Annotated in this window: 17 protein-coding genes; 9 read left to right on the top strand and 8 right to left on the bottom strand. The window is 63.5% G+C overall.

Annotated elements, in window-relative coordinates:
* Window positions 1-54 precede the first annotated feature (54 nt).
* The 4 genes from KF794_10130 to galE form a co-directional block, all read right to left on the bottom strand.
* Complete coding sequence (locus tag KF794_10130) at window positions 55-1,482, bottom strand: mannose-1-phosphate guanylyltransferase/mannose-6-phosphate isomerase (GenBank protein ID QYK44148.1); 1,428 nt, start codon at window positions 1,480-1,482, stop codon at window positions 55-57.
* Window positions 1,483-1,486: 4 nt separating this feature from the next.
* Window positions 1,487-2,371 (bottom strand): UTP--glucose-1-phosphate uridylyltransferase GalU, encoded by an 885-nt coding sequence (gene galU / locus KF794_10125; protein QYK44147.1) that lies wholly within the window; start codon window positions 2,369-2,371, stop codon window positions 1,487-1,489.
* A 90-nt stretch (window positions 2,372-2,461) separates the two neighbouring features.
* Window positions 2,462-3,772 carry a UDP-glucose/GDP-mannose dehydrogenase family protein gene (locus tag KF794_10120; GenBank protein QYK44146.1) on the bottom strand — a complete coding sequence of 437 codons (1,311 nt, stop codon included), beginning with the start codon at window positions 3,770-3,772 and terminating at the stop codon, window positions 2,462-2,464.
* Between the two features lie 75 nt (window positions 3,773-3,847).
* Entirely contained in the window at window positions 3,848-4,840 is a 993-nt protein-coding gene (galE, locus tag KF794_10115; GenBank protein QYK44145.1) for a UDP-glucose 4-epimerase GalE, read from the bottom strand.
* 147 nt (window positions 4,841-4,987) lie between these two features.
* Here galE and waaF point away from each other — a divergent pair, with 147 nt between their 5' ends.
* Complete coding sequence (waaF, locus tag KF794_10110; GenBank protein ID QYK44144.1) at window positions 4,988-6,016, top strand: lipopolysaccharide heptosyltransferase II; 1,029 nt, start codon at window positions 4,988-4,990, stop codon at window positions 6,014-6,016.
* Here waaF and waaC read toward each other — a convergent pair.
* Both waaC and KF794_10100 read right to left on the bottom strand, forming a co-directional pair.
* Window positions 6,013-6,975 (bottom strand): lipopolysaccharide heptosyltransferase I, encoded by a 963-nt coding sequence (gene waaC / locus KF794_10105; protein QYK44143.1) that lies wholly within the window; start codon window positions 6,973-6,975, stop codon window positions 6,013-6,015. The genes waaF and waaC overlap by 4 nt on opposite strands.
* Entirely contained in the window at window positions 6,975-8,051 is a 1,077-nt protein-coding gene (locus KF794_10100) for a glycosyltransferase family 4 protein (GenBank protein QYK44142.1), read from the bottom strand. The genes waaC and KF794_10100 overlap by 1 nt, the downstream gene beginning before the upstream one ends.
* A 132-nt stretch (window positions 8,052-8,183) precedes the next feature.
* On the opposite strand from KF794_10100, the gene KF794_10095 reads away from it, so the two are divergent.
* The 8 genes from KF794_10095 to KF794_10060 all read left to right on the top strand — a co-directional run bounded on the left by KF794_10095 (window position 8,184) and on the right by KF794_10060 (window position 20,471).
* On the top strand, window positions 8,184-8,939 hold the full coding sequence (locus tag KF794_10095) for a transaldolase (GenBank protein QYK44141.1): 756 nt from the start codon (window positions 8,184-8,186) through the stop codon (window positions 8,937-8,939).
* Window positions 8,940-9,051: 112 nt separating this feature from the next.
* On the top strand, window positions 9,052-10,047 hold the full coding sequence (locus KF794_10090) for a Gfo/Idh/MocA family oxidoreductase (protein ID QYK44140.1): 996 nt from the start codon (window positions 9,052-9,054) through the stop codon (window positions 10,045-10,047).
* Between the two features lie 32 nt (window positions 10,048-10,079).
* Window positions 10,080-11,213, top strand: a complete 1,134-nt coding sequence (locus tag KF794_10085; GenBank protein ID QYK46664.1) for a DegT/DnrJ/EryC1/StrS aminotransferase family protein — start codon at window positions 10,080-10,082, stop codon at window positions 11,211-11,213.
* Between the two features lie 19 nt (window positions 11,214-11,232).
* Window positions 11,233-12,783, top strand: a complete 1,551-nt coding sequence (gene murJ / locus KF794_10080) for a murein biosynthesis integral membrane protein MurJ (protein ID QYK44139.1) — start codon at window positions 11,233-11,235, stop codon at window positions 12,781-12,783.
* 82 nt (window positions 12,784-12,865) lie between these two features.
* Entirely contained in the window at window positions 12,866-14,041 is a 1,176-nt protein-coding gene (locus KF794_10075) for an efflux RND transporter periplasmic adaptor subunit (protein QYK44138.1), read from the top strand.
* Window positions 14,042-14,055: 14 nt separating this feature from the next.
* A complete protein-coding gene (locus KF794_10070) occupies window positions 14,056-17,211 on the top strand; it encodes a multidrug efflux RND transporter permease subunit (GenBank protein QYK44137.1) in 3,156 nt (1,051 codons plus the stop codon).
* A 14-nt stretch (window positions 17,212-17,225) separates the two neighbouring features.
* Window positions 17,226-19,532, top strand: coding sequence for a xanthine dehydrogenase family protein molybdopterin-binding subunit (locus tag KF794_10065; GenBank protein ID QYK44136.1), 2,307 nt, complete (start codon window positions 17,226-17,228; stop codon window positions 19,530-19,532).
* A 9-nt stretch (window positions 19,533-19,541) separates the two neighbouring features.
* Complete coding sequence (locus KF794_10060) at window positions 19,542-20,471, top strand: DMT family transporter (GenBank protein QYK44135.1); 930 nt, start codon at window positions 19,542-19,544, stop codon at window positions 20,469-20,471.
* Window position 20,472: 1 nt separating this feature from the next.
* Here the strand turns inward: KF794_10060 and KF794_10055 are convergent, their stop codons facing one another.
* Both KF794_10055 and KF794_10050 read right to left on the bottom strand, forming a co-directional pair.
* On the bottom strand, window positions 20,473-21,588 hold the full coding sequence (locus KF794_10055; GenBank protein ID QYK44134.1) for an ABC transporter permease: 1,116 nt from the start codon (window positions 21,586-21,588) through the stop codon (window positions 20,473-20,475).
* Window positions 21,585-22,340, bottom strand: coding sequence for an ABC transporter ATP-binding protein (locus KF794_10050; protein QYK44133.1), 756 nt, complete (start codon window positions 22,338-22,340; stop codon window positions 21,585-21,587). The genes KF794_10055 and KF794_10050 overlap by 4 nt, the downstream gene beginning before the upstream one ends.
* Window positions 22,341-22,342 lie beyond the last annotated feature (2 nt).

Genomic DNA, 22,342 nt, shown 5'->3' with positions numbered 1-22,342 from the left:
CATCGCTTAACGGTTGCACTGCGGCATGCCGCAACCGGAAAACCACGGCGCGGTTCAGTCTTTCTCGCCGCGCTTGTAGTCGTCTTCGATGCGGATGATGTCGTCTTCGCCGAAGTAGGTGCCGGTCTGCACCTCGATCAGTTCGAGTGGGATGGTGCCGGGATTTTCCAGCCGGTGCACCGCGCCGAGCGGCACGTATACCGACTCGTTCTCCTGCAAGTCTTTCACCATGTCGCCCACGGTGACGCGCGCAGTGCCGCGCACGATCACCCAGTGTTCGGCGCGCTTTTTATGTTTTTGCAGCGAGAGGCGGCCGCCGGGATTCACGACGATGCGCTTCACCTGATAGCGCTCGCCCATGTCGAGCGACTGGTAGTTGCCCCATGGGCGATGCGCGCGGGCGTGCTGGTTTGCTTCCGCGTGTCCGGCTTCGCGAAGCTTCTCGACCAGCTTTTTCAGGTCTTCGGCGCGGGCGCGATCCGCGACCAGCACCGCGTCATCGGTCACGACCACGACTAGATTTTCCGCGCCGACCAATGTGGTGAGCTTGCCGGAAGACGTGACGTAATTGTTCTTCGCATCCAGCGTGACGACCGGACCGCGCGCGGCATTGCCTTCGGCATCGCGTGGTGAGAGTGACCATGCCGCGCTCCAGCCGCCGAAGTCGGACCAGCCGTAATCGGCGGGGATGACGGCGGCGCGGGAGGTTTTTTCCATCACCGCATAGTCGACGGATTTCTGCGTCGCCTTCGCGAAAGCGGTTTCGTCGAGCACGACGAAGCCGAGATCGGTCTGCGAGTGCGCAATCGCGTCTTTTGCGGCTGTTGCGGTGGCGGCATCGAAGCGCGCATATTCGTTCAGAAAATCTCCGGCACGGAACATGAAGTTCCCGGAATTCCAGAGATAGCCGTCGCGAAGATATTGCCCGGCGACTTCCGCTTTCGGTTTCTCGACGAAAGCCTCGACCTTGCGCGCGGGTTTGCCGTCGCCGAGTTCGTTTCCGGCGCGGATGTAGCCGTATCCTGTCGCAGGATGATCCGGCCTGATGCCGAAGGTGACGATGTAGCCGGCTTTCGCCGCAGCGCGCGCATCGCTGCACACGGCGACAAAGGCGTCCGGTTTCGTGACCACATGATCGGCCGCGAGGATCAGGACGAGTGCGTTTGCATTTTCCTTCGCAATCCATTCCGCGGCTGCGGCGATCGCGGGGCCGGAGTCGCGGCGCATCGGCTCCAGCAGGATGTCGGCGTCCACGCCGATTTCCTGCAACTGTTCGCGTACCAGAAAACGATAATCGCGGTTCGCGACGATCACGGGCTTGCCGAACAGCGATTTGTCGGAGACCCGCAGCAGCGTTTCTTGCAAGGTCGAGCGCGGGCCGAGCAGTTTCAGAAACTGTTTCGGCAGGCTGTCGCGCGACGCGGGCCACAGGCGCGTGCCCGCACCGCCGCTCAGGATCACTGGCCGGATGAGATCACTCATCGCGTCACGACTTCGCGGTGATGCGCGCGATTTCGCCACGCAACGCGGGCGCGATGTCTCCGCGCGCAAGGCCGAAGGCAAGGTTGGCGGCGATGAAGCCGAGCTTCGAGCCGCAGTCGTACGTCCTTCCGTCGAAATTGTAGCCGTAGAATTTCTGCGACTTCGCGAGCGTAATCATCGCGTCGGTCAACTGGATTTCGCCGCCTGCGCCGCGCTCGCCCTTTTCCAGCACGCCGAAGATTTCCGGCTGGAGAATATAGCGGCCCGTGACGATGTTGTTCGACGGCGCAGTGCCCTTCGCGGGCTTCTCGACCATCTGCGTAATCTCGAACGCGCGGCCTTTCTTCGCGCCCATGCCGACCACGCCGTATTGATGCGTCTGGTCGGCGGGAATTTCCTCGACCGCGATCAGGTTGGATTTATCGCCAAGCTCGGCCTGCACTTCGAGCATCTGCGCGAGGCAGCCTCTTTGTTTCGCGAGCACCAGCACGTCCGGCAGCAGCACGGCGAACGGCTCGTTGCCGATAATGTCGCGTGCGCACCATACCGCATGGCCGAGGCCGAGCGGCGATTGCTGGCGCGTGAAGCTGGCTTCGCCCGCATGCAGCATCGCGGCTTCGAGGATTTCCAGCTCGGCCTTCTTGCCGCGCGCTTTCAGCGTGTCTTCGAGTTCGGTCTGGCGGTCGAAGTGATCCTCGATCGCGCCCTTGTTGCGGCCGGTGACGAATACGAAATGCTCGATGCCCGCCGCGCGCGCCTCGTCCACGACATGCTGGATGACCGGACGATCCACCACGGTCAGCATTTCCTTCGGCATCGCCTTGGTGGCGGGCAGAAAGCGGGTGCCGAGACCGGCGACGGGAAACACGGCCTTGCGGATGCGGGGCATGGAAATCCGTTTCACTGGCAGGAACGGGCGGACTTTTGCCGTGTCCGCCGGGGATTGGCAAATCTAGAAGCGGACTTTGGCTAACGTGCGTCAGCCCAGCGGGCGGCCTATGGAAACGTAGCGGAAGCCTTTTTCCAGCATTTCGGCGGGGCGGTAGATGTTGCGCATATCCACCACCACGGGGTCGGCCAGCAGGGATTTGATGCGGTCGAGGTCGAGCGCGCGGTAAGCATCCCACTCGGTGATGATCACCAGCGCATGGGCGCCATTTGCCGCCTCATAGGGACCTTCCGCGAAGGCGACATCCTTCAGCATGGCAGATGCCTGCTTCATGCTTTCGGGATCGTGGGCGCGGACTTTCGCACCGGCTTCCTGCAAGGCGGGGATGATCGCGAGGCTCGGCGCGTCGCGCATGTCGTCGGTGTTCGGCTTGAAGGCGAGGCCGAGCACGGCGACGGTCTTGCCCTTCACGTTGCCGCCGCAGGCGGCGATCACGCGCTCGGCCATCGCTTTCTTGCGCGCGTCGTTCACGGCGACCACGCTCTCGACGATCTGGCTTGGCGCGCCCGCCTCGCGCGCGGTGCGGATCAGCGCGAGCGTGTCTTTCGGAAAGCACGAACCGCCATAGCCGGGACCGGCATGGAGAAACTTTCCGCCGATGCGGTTGTCGAGGCCGATACCGCGCGCGACTTCCTGCACGTTGGCGCCGACCTTCTCGGCAAGGTCCGCCATCTCGTTGATGAAGGTGATCTTGGTCGCAAGGAATGCGTTGGCCGCATACTTGATGAGTTCGGCGGTGCGCCGCGCGGTGAACAGGATCGGCACCTGATTCAGATTGAGTGGACGATAGACCGCCGCCATGACTTCGCGCGCTTCGTCGTCGTTGGTGCCGATCACGATGCGGTCGGGGCGCTTGAAATCCTCGATGGCCGCACCCTCGCGCAGGAATTCAGGGTTCGACGCGACGGAGAGTTTAGCCTTCGGCTTCTCGGCGGCGATTACCTTTTCAATTTCGTCGCCGGTGCCGACCGGCACAGTCGATTTCGTGACGACGACCAGCGGGCCCGTGGCATTGCGGGCAATGTCGCGCGCGGCTTCCAGCACATAGGAAATGTCCGCATGGCCGTCGCCGCGCCGCGACGGCGTGCCGACCGCGATGAACACCACTTCCGCGTTCTTCAGCGCGTCCTCGATGCTGCCGGTGAAATGCAGGCGGCCTTCGCGCACGTTGCGTGCAACCAGATCTTCGAGGCCCGGCTCGAAGATCGGAATCCTGCCGTTCTTCAGGGCGTCGATCTTGGCGGCGTCGGTATCGACGCATGTCACCGTATGTCCGAAATCGGCAAAGCAGGTGCCGGAAACCAGCCCCACATATCCCGCGCCGATCATGACGATATGCATTTACTCTACCCCGCGAACGCGGAGAGGCTTGTGCCACGGCGGGCCGAGGCGCGGCAAGGCGGCTGAAAGTAAGGGTTAAGCGGCCGCCGACTTTGCGGGGATTTTCGCTTCCCACGCGAGCGCATGGCGGACGATGGTCTGCAAATCGTCCAGCTTCGGCTGCCAGCCAAGCACGGCGCGGATTTTATCGGCGCGCGCCACGATGGCTGCCGGATCGCCCGCACGGGCGGGGCCGAGCGTGACCGGAAAATCCTTGCCGGAGACGTGCTTCACGGCGTCCAGTACTTCCAGCACCGAATAGCCGGTGCCGTAACCGCAATTCATCACTTCGCTGTCACCGCCTGCGCGCAGATAACGAAGCGCATCCATGTGCGCGCTCACCAGATCGCTGACATGGATATAGTCGCGGATGCAGGTGCCGTCGCGGGTCGGATAATCGGTGCCGTAGACCGACATGCCGTTACGCTTGCTGGTCGCGGTTTCGCAGGCGACCTTGATGAGATGCGTTGCGTTCGGCGTGGACTGGCCGGAGCGGCCCTTCGGGTCGGCACCCGCGACATTGAAATAGCGGAGCGCAACATACTTCAGGCCGTAGGCGGCGGCGCTGTCGCGCAGCATCCATTCGGACATGAGCTTCGACGCACCATAGGGCGAGACCGGCGCGGGAGCGATGGTTTCGCTCACCGGCTCCTGCGAGACGTTGCCGTACACGGCGGCGGTGGACGAGAACACGAAGTGCGGCACACGCGCGCCCGTGACGGCGGCAAGCAGCGCGCGGGTCTTCACGGTGTTCGCGAGATAATAATCTAGCGGGTCGGCGACCGAATCCGGCACCACGATCTTGGCCGCGAAATGCACGACCGCGCGGATGCCGTGTTCGGCGATCAGGCGCAGGACGAGGGCCTGATCGGAGACATCGCCGAGAACAAGGCGCGCACGGGGATCGACATTGGCGCGGACGCCGGTCGAGAGGTCGTCGAGCACGACGACTTCCTCGCCTGCGTCGCAAAGCGCGAGGGTCATGTGGCTGCCGATGTAACCGGCGCCGCCCGTGACGAGTACGGCCATCCCGAAATCCCGTTGTTCCGGGTGCCGGGATAACAGCCGTTTATTAAAGTCCGTTGAAACGGTGACCCTGTTTTTGCGGTATTGTCGTATTTACCGATTGCTCACCATGACACTTGCGCGACAGCCACGCTTTTTCCAAACAGGGCCATGAAGAAAACCGAGGGCGACCGCAGCCCGATCCTGATCGTGCCGCTGATGTGGATTGGCGATTTCGTCCGCATCCAGCCGCTTGCCGCCGTGCTTGCGGAGCGCTTTCCGGGGCGGCAGGTCGATGTGCTGGCAACGAAGCTGACAGCGCCGCTGACGAAGTTCATGCCGGGCGTGCGCAAGGCGGTGCTCTCCGACATCCCGCGCAAGAAGGTTGCCTGGGGCAAGAACCGGGAGCTTGCGAACCTGCTGCGCGCGGAAGGCTACGGCACCGCGCTGATCGTGCCGCGTAAATGGAAGGCGGCGCTTGCGCCGTATCTCGCGGGTATTCCGGAGCGCGTCGGCGTGTGGGGCGAGTGGCGCTGGCCGCTCGTCAACAGCCTGCGAAAAGAATTGCCGGAGGATGCCTCCTTCATCGCGCAAGCCTGTTCGCTGGCGTTCGCGAACGGAGAAGCGTTGCCGGAATTTCCGCAGCCGAAGTTTGCCGTACCCGCTGAGCTGCGCGACGAGTGGCGCGCCCGCATGAACATCGTGGATGGCAACCGCGCGGTGGTGTTTGCGCCGGGTTCGGCGGGAGAGTCGAAGCGCTGGCCGCCATCCTATTTCGCGGAAGCGGCGAAGCGGCTTACCGCGCAGGGCGTCGAGGTCTGGGTGGTCGGCGGGCCGGAAGAAAAACCCTTCGGCAAGGAAATCGCGGAAGGGAATACGGGCGTGTGCGATTTCACCGGCGCTGCGCTGGCGGACGGCGTGATCGCGGTGAACGAAGCGGAAGCGACGCTCGCGAACGACTCCGGCCTGCTGCACATCGCGGTCGCGCTTGGAAAGAAGGCGCTCGGTATCTTCGGCCCGACCGATCCCGATGCCGCGCTAGCGCTCGCCAATCCCGCGCCGGAGATCATTCTTCGCGAGCCGCTGCTCGATTGCCAGTATTGCTGGGAGTATGTCTGCCCGCTGCAACATCATAAGTGCATGCGCGACATCGCGCCGGAGCGCGTTGCGGATGCGTTGATGAAGGAAGTGCGCGTTTAACGCGGCAGGCTTTCGATCGCATCGAGCACGGCTGCCGTTTCCGGCACTTCGCCGCTGGTGCCGAGAACCTTCAGCGGCCCACGTCCGACCGGGCCGGAAAGACCGGGTTTGGTCGCGACGAAGATCGCGACCAATGGTACTTCCAGCGCGGCGGCGAGATGCAGCAATCCGGTATCGACACCGGCGACCAGCGTCGCGCCTGCAATCAGTCCCGCGACTTCGCCGAGCGGCGCCTTATCCGGCACGCGCGCATTCTTCAGTGCAGCCTTTATGCGTTCGCTGCGCGCCTTCTCGCGGTCATTGCCCCACGGCAGCACCGGCGTGATGCCGCGTGCTTCCAGCATCTTGCCGACCTCGATCCAGCGGTCTTCCGGCCACTCTTTTCTTTCCTGCGCGGTGGCATGAAAGAGCAGCGCGTATGGCGCATCCGAAACCGGAGCGATGCGCTTGCGGTCGATGCCGTAATCGGGGCCTCCTTCCACTTTATATCCGAGCGCGGCTGCAGTGAGCGCGCGGTTGCGATCCACCGCGTGCAGTTCGCGGCTGACCGCGTGCTTCACATGATAGAAGCGCGACGCGAGCGGCTCGCGGATGGAATCCTTGTCGTAGCCGTGACGTTCGCCGCGCGCCCATTTCGAGAGCAGCACGGTTTTCAGCAGACCCTGCGTGTCGATGATCTTGTCGAAGCGGCGCAGCTTCAGCTTCGCGCGGAGGCGGCTGACTTCGCCCCATGTCTTCGAGAAGGTCGCGGGTTTCAATATCGCCTTGCGCCAGCGGCGTACCGCGACCGGAATCACGTCATTGACGCCGGGATGCAGTTTCGCGAGCGGAACGTAGGCTTCTTCCACCATCCACGCGATCTTCGCGTTCGGGAAATGCTTCCGCGCATCGGTGACGGCGGGCATGTGATGAATCACGTCGCCCAGCGAAGACGTCTTGATGAAAAGGATTTCGGGCATCAGGCCATCTTCTTCGTTTTCCAGACGCGCTCATATACCCGGAAAATGCCTTCGGCTTCACGCTCGATGGCGAAGCGCTCCACCACGCGCTGCCGGCCCGCTCTGCCAAACGCGACGGCCTTTACCGGATCGGCCATGAGATCGCCGATGCGGGCGGTGAGGGCATCCACGTCCTCGATCTCGACCAGATGCCCGGTGACGTTTTCCTCGATCAGGTGGCGTGCAGCGCCGGCCTTGGTGGCAACGACGGCAAGTTCGCTCGCCATCGCTTCCAATGTGGTGAGGCCGAAGCCTTCGTTGCGTTGCGGGCCGACGAATACGGTGAGTTTGCGGAACCAGCCCGGCACATCGTTCTCCGGCAATTCGCCGAGAAACACGACGCGGTTCTTCAGGCCTGCTGCTTCCACCTTTTGCTTGAGTTCGTTTTCGTAGGCTTTCTCCTGCGGCGTCGCGAGGCCGATCACGACGGCGGTGAAATCCGGATAGCGCGGCAGCAGGCGACACATCGCTTCGATGAAAAGGTCGGTGCCCTTTTGCTTGCGGATGCGGCCGAAGACGCCGATGCCGTATTTGCCGGGGAGGCCGGTCGCCGCCCATTCGGCGTCGCGGTCCTTCGCGGGACGATAGCGTTCGGCATCCACGCCGTGGAAAACAATCTCGGCCGGGAAGTCGAGAAAGGAAGCGGCGTCGGGCGAAGGGCAGATGATTGCGTCCATCTTGCTCATCAGCCAGCGCGATAATTTCTTGTGGCGGCGCTGCGCAGCGGACGTGAATACCATTCCGAACTTGAGGCCGAAGATAGCGCGCAGCATCAGGCCGGTAATCATCTCGTTGTTGCGGCGCGCGTGCCAGATGCGGAAGGGGCGCGTCGGCGGAATGCTTTTCCCCAGCTTCGAGACATCGCGCACGGAGATGTTTGGAACGCCCGGCGCGGTCCAGCGGCCGACGAGGGCGGTCTTTGCCAGTTTCGCCATCTGTGGCGCGACGGCCAGAATTGTCGTGGTCACGCCCGAATAGCGTTTGTGCAGGTTCGGGTGCAGGACCTCGAGGGCGTGCAGATCGTCGTTGGAAAGCATGGTCCGGGCGGGTAAATAGACGGGCGAGGCGGCCCGAATAGCCTTATCGGGCGCCGCTGCGCAAGGAAGTTCGCCCCGCTACCCCAAGGAACCGGCCCGGAGGCCGCTCAGGAAACCCGCCGAGGATTCAATATGTCCCGTTCGCTCGCTTCGCTCAAAATCAAGCTGTTCACCGACGGCGCTGACAAGGCGCAGATCGTCGAGATGGCGAAGCAGAAGCATATCGCCGGGTTCACCACGAATCCGTCGCTGCTGAAGAAGGCCGGCGTCACCGATTACGAAGCCTATGCGCGCGAACTGGTGGCCGCCGTGCCCGACCGGCACATTTCGTTCGAGGTGATTTCCGACGACATCCCCGCGATGATCGCGGAAGCGCGTCTCATCACCACCTGGGGCAAGAATGTCTACGTGAAGCTGCCCGTCATCAACACGAAGGGCGAGACGCTCTATGACGCGATCCGCACGCTCTCGCAGGACGGCGTGAAGATCAATGTCACGGTGCTGTTCACCGAGGAGCAGGTGGAGAAGGCGACCGCAGCGCTCGCGGGCGGCGCGCCGGGTTGCACGTCCGTGTTCGCGGGCCGTCTCGCGGATTTCGGCCTCGACTATCAACCCGCGGTGAAGCTCGCGGTGAAGCTCGCCAACGAAGCGAAGAACGTGGAAGTGATTTGGGCCTCGACCCGCGAAGTGTGGAACGTGATCGAGGCCGACGAGATGGGCGCGCACATCATCACCGCCCCCGCCGATATTCTGAAAAAGCTCTCCGCACTCGGCACCCGCAGCCCGGCGGAACTGGCGCTCGACGGCGTGAAGGCGTTCCGGAACGATACGCTGGCTGCAGGCCTCGACCTGCCTTCCGCGAAGGCGCGGCACACCGCCGCGGAGTAAAGCCGCTCCCTGTAACCCTAGGACACGATTTGTGAGGCTTCAGGCCTCCCGCCGGGTCCGCGAGAGGGGTAAGCAGCCATACCGGTCAGGGGACCGGGTGGGGGCAGTCACCGTGGCAAAAGAAAAAAGCGGACAATCCGAGCGGGTGTTGCGGGTCGGCGTCGTGGGCGCCGGCGTCATGGGGCGCAATCACGCGCGCGTTCTTGCCGAGCTGCCGAATGTCGAACTGGCCGGCGTTGCCGATCCGGATGCTGGCCGCGCCGCGCAGGCGGCGGGTCAGGTGGAGGGAGCGGAAGCGCTCGCCAGCCACCGCGACCTGATCGACCGCAAGGTGGAAGCCGTCATCGTCGCCGCGCCTACGCATCTTCATCATCAGGTCGCGCTCGACCTGATCGAAGCGGGTGTCCACATCCTCGTCGAGAAGCCAATCGCGACCACGGTCGAGCAGGGACGCGAGATGGTCGCGGCCGCGGCGCGCAACGGCGTGACGCTGATGGTCGGCCATGTCGAGCGCTTCAACCCGGCGGTGCAGGCGATCAAGCAGGCGCTCGCGGGCGAGGAAATTCTCTCCATCGGCATCACTCGCGTCGGCCCGTTCCCGCCGCGTATGTCGGATGTCGGCGTGGTGATCGACCTCGCGGTGCATGACATCGACCTGATCCGCTGGTTCACCGAATCCGAAATCGCGGAAGTGCAGCCGCAGATTTCTTCCGTGATCGCCGAGCGCGAAGACATCGCGCTCCTGCAATTCCGCACCGCCAACGGCGTGCTTGCGCACATCAACACGAACTGGCTGACGCCGTTCAAGGCGCGCACCGTGCAGGTCGCGACCCGCGACAAATACATCATGGGCGACCTGCTGACGCGCACGGTCACCGAATGTTTCGGCTTCCAGAAGGATGGCAGCTACGGCATGCGCCATCTTTCGGTCGGCCACACCGAACCGCTGCGCGCCGAACTCACCGCGTTCTGCGATGCCGTGCGTTCCGCGAAGACGCCCGCCGTCACCGGCGAAGAGGGTGTCGCCAGCCTTGAGATCGCAACGCGCTGTCTCGCCGGTCCGCATCCGGCGTTTCGCCGCGGCGGCCCGCGCAAGGTCGCCGGTTAAGAAGAAAAAGAGTTTCTCCCGTGAATCAGCCGATGCGTCCCGACGCGACTCCCATTCCGTTCATCGACATCGGCGCGCAGCGCCGCCGTCTCGGCACGGCGATCGACGATGCAGTCGCGAAGGTGCTGACCCATTGTCAGTTCGTGATGGGTCCGGAAGTGCGCGAGCTGGAAGCGGAGCTTTCGAAGTTCTGCGGCGCGAAGCACACGATCTCCTGCGCGAGCGGCACCGATGCGCTGGTCATGGTGCTGATGGCGAAGGGTGTCGGTCCGGGTGACGCGGTGTTCTGTCCGTCGTTCACGTTCTGCGCGACGGCGGAGTCGGTCGTGATCGTCGGCGCGACGCCGGTTTTCGTCGACGTGGACGAAAAGACCTTCAACATCGACCTCGCCAGCCTTGAACAGGCGATCAAGGAAACGAAGCGCGGCAAGCTGAACGCGAAAGCGATCATTCCGGTCGATCTGTTCGGCCAGCCGGCCGATCTCGACGCGGTGGCGGCGATTGCGAAGCGCGAAGGGCTGTTCGTGATCTCGGACGCCGCGCAGTCGTTCGGCGCGACCTACAAGGGCAAGCGCGTCGGCACGCAGGCGCTCGCGACCACCACCAGCTTCTTCCCGGCCAAGCCGCTCGGCTGCTACGGCGATGGCGGCGCGATCTTCACCGACGACGACCAGCTTGCGGATGTGCTGCGTTCGGTGCGCGTACACGGGCAGGGCACCGACAAATACGACAACATCCGCATCGGCATCACCGGTCGCCTCGACACCATCCAGGCCGCAGTGCTGCTGGAAAAGCTCAGGATTTTCCCCGACGAAATCGAGGCCCGCAACCGCGTCGCCGCGCGTTATGCGGCCGGCCTGAAGGACGTAGCTATCGTTCCGGAAGTGCCGGCAGGCTATGGTTCGGTATGGGCGCAGTACACGATCCGAGTCGCGAACCGCGATGCGCTGGGACCCGCGTTGCAGAAACGCGGCGTGCCGACCGCGATCTACTATCCGAAGCCGGTACACCGGCAGACCGCGTACCGGGATTTCCCGGCTGCCGGGAACGGCTTGCCCGTGACCGACAGGATTTCCGCGGACGTGATCGCGCTGCCGATGCATCCGTATCTGGACGAGGCGACGCAGGATCGCGTGATCGCCGCGGTGCGCGAGTCGCTTTCCTGAACAGCCCGAGGCGCGCGGCATGATCCGGCGCTTCTTCACGGTCGGCGGTTTCACGCTGCTTTCGCGCGTCACCGGCTTCGTGCGCGACATCTTCATGGCCGCGATCCTCGGTGCGGGGCCGATTGCCGACGCCTTCTTCGTCGCTTTCCGCCTGCCGAACCATTTTCGCGCGATCTTCGCGGAAGGCGCGTTCGCGGCGGCCTTCGTGCCGCGTTATGCGCAGACGCTCGAGAAGGAAGGCAAGGACGCCGCGCGCAGCTTCGCCGATCGTCTCGCGAGCGCGATGTTTCTCTTGCAGGTCGTGTTGCTGGCGATTGCGCTGTTCTACACGCCGCAGGTCGTGAAGCTGCTTGCGCCGGGCCTTGCGAACGATCCGTCGCGTTTCGATCTCGCGGTTGCGCTGACGCGGATCACGTTTCCCTATCTCGCGCTGATTTCGCTGGAGAGCCTGATCGCGGGCACGCTGAACGCGAACAACCGTTTTGCGTCCGCTGCCGCCGCGCCAATTCTGCTCAACGTCGCAATGGTGCAGATGTTGCTGCTCGTCGCGCTGTTTCCGACCGCAGGCCACGCCGCGGCATGGGGCGTACTGATCGCGGGCGTGTTGCAGGTATTGCTGGTCGCGGGCGACGCCGAGCGCAACGGGTTCGGACTTCGCTTTAAGCGGCCGAGGCTCGACGAGAACACGAAGAAGTTTCTGAAAGCGCTCGGCCCCGCGATCATCGGTGCTGGCGGCGTGCAACTGGCATTGTTCGCCGACACCATCATCGCGACTTTTCTCCCGACCGGCGCGCTTTCCGCGCTCTATTACGCGGACCGGATTCACCAGCTTCCCATCGGTGTAGTCGGGATCGCTGTCGGCACGGTGCTGTTGCCGGAAATGGCGCGGCGTCTTGCGGCGGGCGACGAGCAGGGCGCTGCCGCTTCGCAAGGCAAGGCCATCGAGTTCGCGCTGCTGCTCGCGGTGCCGTGCGCCGTAGCTTCGCTGATTATCCCCGAACTCATCATGCGTGCGTTGTTCGCGCGTGGCGCCTTCACGGCATCGGATGCGGCTGCGGCGGGACAAACGCTTGCGGCTTATGCAACCGGACTCGTTCCGTTCGTATTGATGCGCAGTTTCGTCGCACCGTTCCATGCGCGGGGCGATACCGCGACGCCGGTGAAGATCGCGCTGCTGGCGGTCGCACTCAACATCGCGCTGAAAGTCATGCTGATGGGTCCGCTGGCGCAGGTCGGTCTTGCGTTCGCAACCGCAGCGGGTGCGTGGCTGAACCTTCTGCTCCTCATTTGGGCCGCGCGGCGTCACGGCTTTGCGAAGCCGGGAGATGACATTCTGAAGAATGCCGCGCTCCTGACAGTTGCGGGAATCGTGCTTGGGGCAGTGCTTTATTTCTCACACCGCTGGCTCGTACAGTACTTTCACGCAGGTACGACGCTGCGCGACGAGAAACTCTTGCTAATTCTGATTGGTATCGGCGGGATCGCCTATCTGGCGCTGATTTTCGCGCTGCTCGGCCGGAAATGGCTGCGCAGCCTCCTGCGCGGCGCTGGGGATAGCGCTGGTCACTGACTTTGCCATGCACCCGGCGCATGTGACTAACCGGTCCCGGGGGTGTATGTACGGCCCCGATCCACATTGCCCGAGTTAATCCATGATCCGTCCCCGCGCGGCCCTCGGTGCCGCATTTTCTTTTTCTTTGGCGTCTCTCGCCCTTCTGCTCTCCGGTTGCGGCTCCAGCCAGCCGCCCGCGCCGCCGCCGCCGGCGGTTACGGTCGCAAATCCTGTGAAACAGGAGGTGATTGACCGTGACGAGTATGTCGGGCGCTTCGTCGCCATCGAGTCGGTGGAAATCCGCGCGCGGGTTTCCGGCTATCTCGACAAGATTCATTTCACCGACGGCCAGATCGTAAAGGCCGGAGATCTCCTGTTCACCATCGACCCGCGTCCGTTCCAGGCGGCGCTGGCGCAAGCGCGCGCCGATTTCGCCCGTGCCAAGTCGCAGTCGGATCTCGCGAATGCCGATCTTGCGCGTGCCGAGACGCTGATCCAGCAGAAGACCATTGCCGAGGCGCTCTACGATCAGCGGCTCTCCGCCAAGCGCGCAGCCGATGCCGCGTTGCAGGCGGCCGAAGCGGCTGTGAAGACCGCCGAGCTTAATCTCGAGTTCACCGAACTGCGCTCGCCGGTATCGGGCCGCATCGGTGATCGCCGCGTTTCGCCGGGCAACCTGGTCAGTGGGGGCACGACCGGCGGCACCACGCTACTCGCGACCATCGTTTCCATCGACCCGATCCGTTTCGAATTCACGTTCGATGAAGCGTCGTACCTGCGCTACCAGCGCATTGCTGCTGCCGCAGGCACCAGCGCGTACAACAACAAGATCGCGGTGGAGCTGCGCCTGCTCGACGAAAAGGAATTCAAGCATCAGGGCCAGGTGGACTTTCTCGACAACGCCATCGACAGCACGTCGGGCACGATCCGCGGCCGTGCGCAGTTCGCGAATACGAACAGTCTGTTCACGCCGGGTATGTTTGCGCGTATCCGCGTCCCCGGTTCGCCGAAATATGAAACGCTGCTGGTGCCCGACAGTGCAATCGGCACGGAGCAGGTTCGCAAGTTCGTTTTCACCGTTGATCCTGACGGGACGGTCAAGCAGAAGTACGTCGAGATCGGCGTATTGCATGGACCACTGCGCGTCATCCGCTCCGGCCTGGAACAAAGCGATCTGGTTATCGTGAACGGGCTGATGCGCGCGCGTGCGGGTACGAAGGTCACGCCGCAGAAGGAAGGCGAGCAACCTGCGCTTCCCGCCGGCGAGAAGAAGTAAGCGAGGCGTTCGCCGTGAACATTCCGCATTTCTTCATCAACCGGCCGATCTTCGCGTCGGTCGTTTCGATCATCATCGTGATCCTCGGCGCGGTGGCGTTCACGCGTCTTCCGGTCGCGCAGTATCCTGAGATCGCGCCGCCGGTCATCAACGTGTCCGGCCAGTATCCGGGCGCAAATGCCGAGGTGGTGGCGCAGACTGTCGTTGCGCCCATCGAGGAGCAGATCAACGGCGTCGAGGGCATGCTCTACATGTCGTCGAATGCGACCGCAGACGGCCGTTTCACCATCTCCGTAACCTTCGACATCGGCGTCAATCTCGATCAGGCGCAGGTACAGGTGCAGAACCGCGTGGCGATCGCCAGTCCGCGCCTACCGGGCGACGTGCGCAACATCGGTGTCACGGTGACGAAGTCGTCGCCCGACCTGATGCTTATCGTGCATCTCTATTCGCCCGACCGCTCGCGCGACTCGCTGTTCATCTCCAACTACGCCAACCTTGAGATCAAGGACGTGCTGACGCGCGTCGATGGCGTCGGTTCGATCACGATCTTCGGTCAGCGTGATTATTCGATGCGGGTATGGCTCGATCCGGGCCGTCTGCAAACGCTCGGCCTGACCGCCAACGACGTCGTGGCCGCGCTACAGCGCCAGAACGTGCAAGTGGCTTCCGGCGTGCTGAACCAGCCGCCGGTGCAATCCAATCGTGCGTTCCAGATTGCGGTGACGACTCAGGGGCGTCTCGCGAACCCGGACGAGTTCGCCAATATCGTGGTGAAAACCACCACGAACGCGAACGTGCTCTTGAAGGATGTCGCGCGCATCGAGCTTGCCGCACAGGATTACGGTTCGAACTCGTATCTGAACGAATACGAAGCGGTGGCGCTCGCGATTTTCCAGCGGCCCGGTTCGAACGCGCTGCAAACCGCCAACGCCATCCGCAAGACGATGCAGGAGCTTGGCCAGCGCCTTCCGGCAGGCGTGACCTACGACATCATTTACGACCCGACACAGTTCATCTCGGAGTCGGTCAGCGCGGTGGTGCAGACCATCATCGAAGCCGTCGTGCTGGTCGTGCTGGTCGTGATTCTGTTCCTGCAGACATGGCGCGCGGCGGTCATCCCGATTCTGGCGATTCCGATTTCGCTGATTGGCACGTTCTTCCTGATGACGATGTTCGGGTTCACCATCAACAATCTGACGCTGTTCGGGCTGGTGCTGGCGATCGGCATTGTCGTGGACGACGCCATCGTCGTTGTCGAGAATGTCGAGCGAAATATCGAAGCGGGGATGCCGCCGAAGGAAGCGGCATTCAAGTCGATGGACGAAGTCGGCGCGGCGCTGGTGGCGATCGCGCTGGTGTTGACGGCAGTGTTCGTGCCGGCAGCGTTCATTACCGGCATTTCCGGTCAGTTCTACCGCCAGTTCGCGCTGACCATCATCAGTGCGACGTTCATTTCGCTGCTTGTCTCGTTGACGCTCTCACCCGCGATGTGCGCGCTGCTGTTGAAGCCGCACAGCAAGGAGGAGCCGAAAGGACTGGCAATTCCGATCCGGAAATTCTTCGGCGGCTTCAATCGTGCCTTCGACTGGTTTGCGTCGCGCTACAACGCTTTCGTGTCGCGTTCGTTGCGTATGATCGCCGTCATGCTCATCGTCTATGTGGGCGTGATCGTGTTCGGCATGTTCCAGTTCATCCGCACGCCACAGGGATTCATTCCGCAGCAGGATCGTGGCTATCTGATCGTCGCGGTTCAGCTTCCGGCAGGCGCGGCATTGTCGCGTACCGACGAAGTCATGAAACGCGTGACGGCGATTGCCCGCAGTATTCCAGGTATCAACGCCGTCAACATCGTCGGTTTCTCCGGCGCGACCTTCACGGTGGCGCCGAACGCTGGCGCGGTGTTCGTGGTGTTGGAGCCATTCGCGAAACGCGGCGGCGACCCCAACAAATCCGCGGCTTCGATTCAGGCGCAGTTGTTCCAGAAGCTCTCTAGCATCCAGGAAGGTCTCGTGCTCGTCATTCAGCCGCCGCCGGTGCAGGGCATCGGCAATGCGGGCGGCTTCCGCATGATGATTCAGGATCGCACGGGACAGGGGCCTGCTGCGTTGCAGGGCGTCGTCTATGCGATGATGGGCCGTGCGGCGCAGACGGCAGGTGTGTCGCAGGTGTTCTCGCTGTTCGAGAACCAGACGCCGCAGCTCTATCTCGATATCGACCGGCAGAAGGCGCAGTTGCTCGGCATCAATATCACCGACGTCTTCTCCGCGTTGCAGATCTATATCGGCTCGGCCTACGTCAACGACTTCAACCTGTTCGGGCGCACGTTCCGCGTGATGGCGCAGGCGGAAGCGCAGGATCGTCTCGACCCGGATGACGTTTTGAAAATTCGCGTGCGTAACGCGCAGGGGCAAACCGTGCCGCTCGGCTCGTTCACGACGGTGACCAACAAATCCGGCCCGTATCGCATCCCGCGCTACAATCTCTATCCGGCGGCCGAACTGGATGGTGCCGCCGCGCCGGGCTACAGCCAGGGACAGGCGATCGAGATCATGCAGAAGCTGGCGGCGGAAACCTTGCCGCCGGGCTATTCGTATGAATGGACCACGCTTGCGTTCCAGCAGTTGCGGGCGGGGAATACAGCGATCTTCGCATTCCTGCTGGCGGTCGTGTTCGTGTTCCTCGTGCTGGCCGCGCAATTCGAAAGCCTGCGGTTGCCGCTCGCGGTCATCCTGATCGTGCCGATGTGCGTGATCGCGGCCATCGTCGGCGTGGTGTTGCGAGGGCAGGATAACAACATCCTGACGCAGGTCGGGTTCATCGTGCTGATCGCACTCGCTTCCAAGAACGCGATCCTCATCGTCGAGTTCGCGAAGCAGATCGAGGACGAGGGCAAGGATGTGTGGCACGCGGCAGTCGAAGCCGCGCGGCTACGGCTGCGGCCTATCGTGATGACTTCGCTCGCCTTCATTCTCGGCGTGTTGCCGCTCGTCACCGCGAGCGGCGCCGGCGCGGAATTGCGGCAGGCGCTCGGTACGGCAGTGTTCTTCGGCATGATCGGCGTCACCATCTTCGGCCTGATCTTCACGCCGATCTTCTATGTGGTCGCGCGCCGCATCGGTGCGCGCAAGGCCGAGCCGCCGGCTAAGACCGCGCCGGCGAAGCGTTAAGCTCCGGAGTTCTCATGCGTCCGCTGCAATTCGGTTCAGGCCAGCCGCATCCCCGTCTCGAAGACCCGGTGTTGATCACGGGGCAGGGCCGCTTCGTGGCGGACTGTATTCCGGAGGGAGCGTTCCGAGCGGTGGTGCTGCGCTCGCCGCACGCACATGCGAAATTTCGCATTGCCGATCTTTCCGCCGCACGCGCTGCTCCCGGCGTGAAACTGATATTGACCGCGGAAGACGTGCAGCACTTCGCGCATCTGCAATGCCGCGCCGCTGCGTTTCTCCAGCCTATCGGCGAGAAGTCGGCTTACGTGCCGCCTTACGAAGTGTTGTGCAGCGATACGGTGCGTCATGTCGGCGACGCCATCGCTTTCGTGGTGGCCGACACCGTGCTGCATGCGCGCAATGCACTCGACCTGATCGATGTGGAATACGACCCGCTTCCGGCGGCGGTCGGTACCCGCGCCGCCACCGAAGACGGCGCGCCGCTGGTCTGGCCGGACCGCGCGCGCAACAACGCCTACACCGCGAAGGTGGGCGACAAGGAAGCGGCGGACGCCGCTTTTGCCAAGGCCGCGCATGTCGTGAAAATCGAGATCGTCAACCAGCGCCTGGTGACGAACTTCATGGAGACGCGCGGCGTCGTCGTCTCCTATGGCGACGATGGCCGCTACACGATGACGGTATCGAGCCAGGGCGCGAACATGATCCACAACAGCGTGTGCGGGATCATGAAGATCGAACCGAAGAGGCTGCGCGTGCTGACCCACGATGTCGGCGGCGGCTTCGGCACGAAAGCGCCGGCGTACCGCGAGTATGTGCTGAGCGCGCTTGCGGCCGAGAAGCTGAATGCGCCGGTCGCGTGGATCGCTGACCGCAGCGAGCATTTCATCGGCGACAATCAGGGCCGGGACCATGTTTCGGTCGCGGAAATGGCGACCGACGAGCGCGGCAGGTTCCTCGCCATGCGGGTCGAAACCATCGCCAACATGGGCGCTTATTATTCCGAAGTCGCGCCCTACATTCCCTATCTCGGCGCGACAATGTCGCCGGGCGTCTACGACATTCCGGTCGTGTACGCGCTGGTGCGCGCGGTGTGGACGCATACCGTGCCGGTGGACGCCTATCGCGGCGCTGGCCGCCCGGAAGCGGCCTATCTCATCGAACGTCTGGCGGATGCGGTTGCGCTCGCGCTGAAGAAAGACCCGGCCGAAATCCGCAAGCTCAATTTCGTCGCAAAAGAAAACATGCCCTACAAGACCGCGACGGGCCGCACCTACGATAGCGGCGATTTCAGTGCGCATCTGGAGCGTGCCTTGCAGGCGGCAGGTATCGGTTCGTTCGAGGCGCGGCTCGCGAAATCCAGAGCGGAAGGCAAGCTGCGCGGTTATGGCATGGCTTCCTACATCGAAGCCTGCGGACAGACCGCGCCGGAGAACTCGACGGTGCGCCTCGAAACCGATGGCAGCGTCACCGTTTTCATCGGAACCCAATCGAACGGGCAGGGGCACGCGACCACCTTCGCGCAGCTCGTTCACGACCAGACCGGGTTGCCGCTGGAGAAGGTCACCGTGATCACCGGCGACAGCGATCAGGTGCGCGGCGGCGGTACGGTCGGCTCGCGTTCGATGCCGACCGGCGGCAACGCCGTGTCGCGCGCGACCGCGAAGCTCGTCACCTCGCTGAAGGCGCTGGCGGCGCAGCATCTCGAAGCGAAGGAAGAGGAAATCGAAGTGGCGGACGGCCTCGTTCGCGTGAAGGGGACGAACCGTGCGCTTTCCTTCGCCGAGCTGGCGTCGAAGCCGGGCGTTTCCACCGAGCAGCTTTCGGGTATGGAAAAGAATTTCATGCCGCCTGCGCCGACCTATCCGAACGGCACGCACGTCTGCGAAGTCGAGATCGATCCCGAAACCGGCGCGCTCGAATTCCAGAACTATGTCGTGGTGGATGATTTCGGCGTGTCGCTGAATCCGCTGCTGCTCGAAGGACAGGTGCACGGCGGCATCGGTCAGGGCATCGGTCAGGCGGTGATGGAAGACACAGTCTATGACGAAAGCGGCCAGCTCGTCTCCGCGTCGCTGATGGATTATGCGCTGCCGCGCGCGAGCGACGTGCCGTTCTATTCGTTCGAGACGAAGAACGTGCCGTGCACGACCAATCCGCTCGGTGTGAAGGGTGCGGGCGAGGCGGGCGCGATCGGCTCCTGTGGCGCGGTTATGAATGCAATCGTTGATGCGCTGCATCGCGGCTACGGCATTACGCATATCGACATGCCGGCGACGCCGCAGAAGATCTGGCGCACCATCCAGAACGCGAACCGCGGCTGAGACTGCGCGATGAACGTATTTCTCGGTATCGCGCTGCAAACGGGCGCGACTTTTCTTTTTACGCTGATGGGCGCGCTGATCCGCTACGTCGATGTGCGCGTGCCGACCGGCGAGGTCGTGTTCGCGCGTTCGTTCCTCGCGCTGCTGCCCCTGTTCGCCGTGCTGGCATGGCGGCGGGAAATATCGTCGGCGGTGAAGTTCAAATACCCGCGCAAGCATGTTCTGCGCGCGCTGACCGGCATCACCGCGATGGTGTTCCTGTTTCTCGGCCTGACCCGGCTGCCGCTCGCGGATGCCACCGCCATCGGCTTCGCGACGCCGTTGATCAATGTCGCGTTGGCGGCGATTTTCCTCGGCGAAGCGGTGCGCATGTGGCGCTGGGGCGCGGTCATCGTCGGGTTCATCGGCGTGATGGTGATGCTGGCGCCGCATCTCAGTCTGACCGATTTCACCAGCCGTGCAGCGGAAGGCGCGATCCTGACGCTGCTCGGCGCGTTCTTCACCGCGGCGGCGATGACGCAAGTGCGCGCCATGTCGAAGGTCGAGACCACCGCGTCGCTGGTGTTCTCGTTTCAGGCGGTGGCGAGCGTGGCAGGGCTGCTCTCGTTGCCGTGGGGCTGGGTTTTGCCGTCCGGCGGCGACGCGCTCGCGCTGCTCGGCATCGGCGTGTTCGGTGGCTTTGCGCAAATCCTGCTGACGGAATCCTATCGCCACGCGCCTGCGTCGGTGGTCGCGCCGTTTTCCTACACTGCGATGATCTGGTCGGTGGTGCTCGGCTATTTCATGTTCGCCGAATTGCCCGACCGCTTCATCTGGATCGGCGCGTGCATCGTGATCGCGGCGGGGCTGTTCGTGATCTACCGCGAACGCCAGCTTGGCATCGACCGCAGCCGCGCCAAGGAAGCGCAGGTGCCGCCCGCGGGACCGCCGGTCGAATAACTCAGGTGTGTTCGAGCGCAGCCGCCGGGCTTTGCCGGGTCGCGACCCATGCCGGATAGATCGACCCCAGGATTCCGAGCAGGATCGCGGCGAATACTGTCATCGCCACGAGGCCGAAGGTCAGATCGACCGAAATGAAATTGCCGATGGCGGGAATGGCGTTCAGCAATTTCGCACCGCCGATGCCGAGCACCACGCCTACCGCACTGCCGAGAATGGAGAGGATCAATCCCTCGATCATCAGCGCCATCATAATGCGCTGCTGCGACCAGCCGATCGACGACATGATGCCGATTTCGCGCGTGCGCTCCAGCACCGCCATCAGCAATGTATTCAGCACCATCAGCACGCCCATCAGCAGCGACACCCACGCCATCGTGGCCGAGACGGCGCGTAGCAGGCCGACGAAACGATCATTCCTGAGCGCGTTCTCGGTAGTGGATACGCTGACGTTGCCGGCTTTCTGGATTTCCTGCCGTGCGCGCTCGATGGCGGCGGGATCGCTCTGTTTCAGGCGGACGTGGAACAGGGTCACGATACCGTCCTTGAAGGTCAGTTCCTGCAAGTCGGCAAGTGGCACGACCACGCCGTTACGGTTGATGACCGAGGCATAGCGCGAGATGCCGACGATAGTGAATTGCGACTCCAGCATCTCGATCTTGTCGCCGACCTTCTTGTTCAGCACGGCGGCGACGGCGTCGCCAAGCACCGCGACCTTGCGCTCGCCCTTGTTCGGGATGCGGCCGCTCTGGAGCGGCATGTTCTTCCAGAAGAAGCTGTCGTCCGGCCAGCCGATGACAAGGGCGTGGTTGTTGCGCTCGACCGGCGCGAGCGAAACGAGTTCGCCGGTCACGGCTTCGACGCCCTGAATGACCGCGAATTTCGGTCCGAGATTTTCCGGGATGGTGCCGCCGAACAATTCGCCGGAGCCGCGCCGCGCGATGGTGAGATGCGCGCCGCGCTCGTCGAGGCTGGCCTGCGCGTTCTCATGCACGCTGCGCGATAGCCCGTAGAGCGTGATGAAGCTGCCGACGGCGAAGCCGACGCCGAGCAGCGTCAGGATCGAGCGCACGCGGCGGCGCGCAAGGTTGCGGGCGGCGAGCTGAACGTGGTTCATTTCTTGCGCGCCTTCTTTGCCGCTGATCTTGCCGCGGGTTTTTTCGCCGCTGCTTTCGCAACTGGTGCGCCCGCGCCGGTTTCGCTTGCGAGCCGCCCGTCGCGGATTTCGATGATCCGCGCGCATTGCGCGGCGAGAGAGCGGTCATGCGTCACCATGACGAGCGTGACGCCGCGCCGTTCGTGCAGGTCGAACAGCAGCTTCATGATCGAGGCCGAATTGGCGCTGTCGAGATTGCCGGTAGGTTCGTCGGCGAGCAGCATCGCGGGCGCATTCACGATGCTGCGCGCGATTGCGACGCGCTGACGCTCGCCGCCGGAGAGTTCGTGGGGCAGGTGGGTTTCGCGGTGCGCGAGGCCGACATCCGCGAGCGCGGTCTTCACGCGCGCGGCACGTTCGGCACTTGAGAGACCGCTGCCGAACAGCGACATCTCAACATTCTCGGCAGCCGTCAGTGTCGGAAACAGGTTGAACTCCTGAAACACGATGCCGACATCGCGGCGGCGCAGGTCGCTCCACTCCTTTGGCGTCGCGACTGGGCGGCCCTGCCAGCGAATGACGCCTTGCGAAGGCGTACGGATGCCGCACATCAGATGAATGAGCGTGGACTTGCCGCTTCCGCTCGGCCCGATGATCGCGACCGACTGTCCCGGTGCGAATGCGATGTTCACGTTGCGCAGCGCCACGATACGGCCGTCGTCGAACTGGTGGCCGACATCCTCGAAGGTCATCAGCGGCGCAGCGGTCGTCATTC

The organism is Xanthobacteraceae bacterium (assembly GCA_019454205.1).
GTDB lineage: Bacteria > Pseudomonadota > Alphaproteobacteria > Rhizobiales > Xanthobacteraceae.
This window is presented reverse-complemented; position numbering and strand designations above follow the sequence as displayed.